The sequence below is a fragment of the Desulfobacterium sp. N47 genome (assembly GCF_051233685.1).
GTDB lineage: Bacteria > Desulfobacterota > Desulfobacteria > Desulfobacterales > RPRI01 > RPRI01.
Genome location: NZ_JBAMMY010000270.1, coordinates 1 through 1,105, shown reverse-complemented (window position 1 = coordinate 1,105; position 1,105 = coordinate 1). Strand labels below are relative to the sequence as shown.

The window sequence follows — 1,105 nt, the reverse complement described above, 5'->3', positions numbered from 1 at the left end:
ATGGTGATGTCAAACCCAATGCCAACTGAAATAGTTCCGTATCTCTCATAGTAATTTGTCTCAACCTCCTCTATCTCTTGATGACTGATATCTATCATGTCTTGAATCGGATTACCCATACTTTTTAGCGAGGAGCCATTTATTTGGAAGATCAAGCATATTGAGCCCTAAGAGTTTTCCGCGCGTTGCTCCTAAAATAGCAGTCAACTCTTTATTAACATCTGTGACTATGCCTTGCCTGTTATAGTGAATGATTCCAATCGGAGCGTTTTCAAAAAATAATCTGTGTTTTTCCTCACTTTCTTTAAGCGCTTTGACAGCCTGTTTCCTGGAAGTCATCAACAGGATGGAAACTGCAAACAACAGCATCACCACAAATGGTATAAAGCAATGGCCTATACTTTAGTCCAATCGTTCGCATTAATGTCCATACCAAGAACAGCAACAAGCTTTTCTGTCTGAGGATCTTTTAGCGGAATAAGAGCCGTGATCAGTGTGCCCCACCGATCGGTAATCGATTCGGTAACAGCTTCCCTTCCGGTGTTGAAAGTATGAAGATATGAATCCGGTATTTCCTCATAAACCAATCCGGGCGGCGCATAATCTTTGGAATCTTTGGGCAGGGAATCCACAAGGAAAAAAAACTACACCATCTGAACGTTGTCCCATCAGGTAAAGAAACCGGCATTTATATCCGGCGTTGCGCATCAATGCCAGCTGGGATTTAATACTCTGATAAGCATGCGTATTCAGATCATCTTCCAAACCGGATAGAGAAGTAATATGTTTGATATTAATGGCTCGTGCTGCGACCCTCGCCTGTATGAGAAGTTGATCCCGCATGTCTCTGTTGGTTGAGTGCGCCATCCACCACATAAACGCAACTCCCACAACCAAAACAGGCAGAAGTAGAATTATCAGCCTGCGATTTATTATTTTATTCATATTTTTTAAACACACCATGTTAGTGGTTTAGAAAATATAAGCTGAACATTTAGCATAATGGCCTTGGTTTTATTTTATAATTCCACTCTCCATGGAAACCATCCCTCTCGATAGCAATCTTTCGGAGTTCTTCATCAGAGACTTTGATGCCGGTCTTGTA

At 41.4% G+C, this 1,105-nt stretch carries 4 protein-coding genes; all 4 read right to left on the bottom strand.

The annotated features are described in order from the left end of the window. Positions 1-111 precede the first annotated feature (111 nt). Positions 112-339, bottom strand: coding sequence for a PAS domain S-box protein (locus tag VXK47_RS17215; RefSeq protein ID WP_435550017.1), 228 nt, complete (start codon positions 337-339; stop codon positions 112-114). A gap of 56 nt (positions 340-395) precedes the next feature. Continuing rightward, positions 396-587: a hypothetical protein gene (locus VXK47_RS17210; protein WP_435550016.1), complete on the bottom strand. Its 192-nt coding sequence runs from the start codon at positions 585-587 to the stop codon at positions 396-398. Further along, positions 577-945, bottom strand: coding sequence for a hypothetical protein (locus VXK47_RS17205; protein WP_435550015.1), 369 nt, complete (start codon positions 943-945; stop codon positions 577-579). The genes VXK47_RS17210 and VXK47_RS17205 overlap by 11 nt, the downstream gene beginning before the upstream one ends. A gap of 49 nt (positions 946-994) precedes the next feature. Next, positions 995-1,105, bottom strand: a 111-nt coding sequence (locus tag VXK47_RS17200) for an ISAzo13-like element transposase-related protein (protein ID WP_435547192.1), incomplete at its 5' end; no start/stop codon positions are given.

What these genes read in the sequence shown, in the direction of transcription:
- VXK47_RS17215 (WP_435550017.1), bottom strand. Translation starts at nt 339, where the DNA reads ATGACTTCCAGGAAACAGGCTGTCAAAGCGCTTAAAGAAAGTGAGGAA.
- VXK47_RS17205 (WP_435550015.1), bottom strand. Translation starts at nt 945, where the DNA reads ATGAATAAAATAATAAATCGCAGGCTGATAATTCTACTTCTGCCTGTT.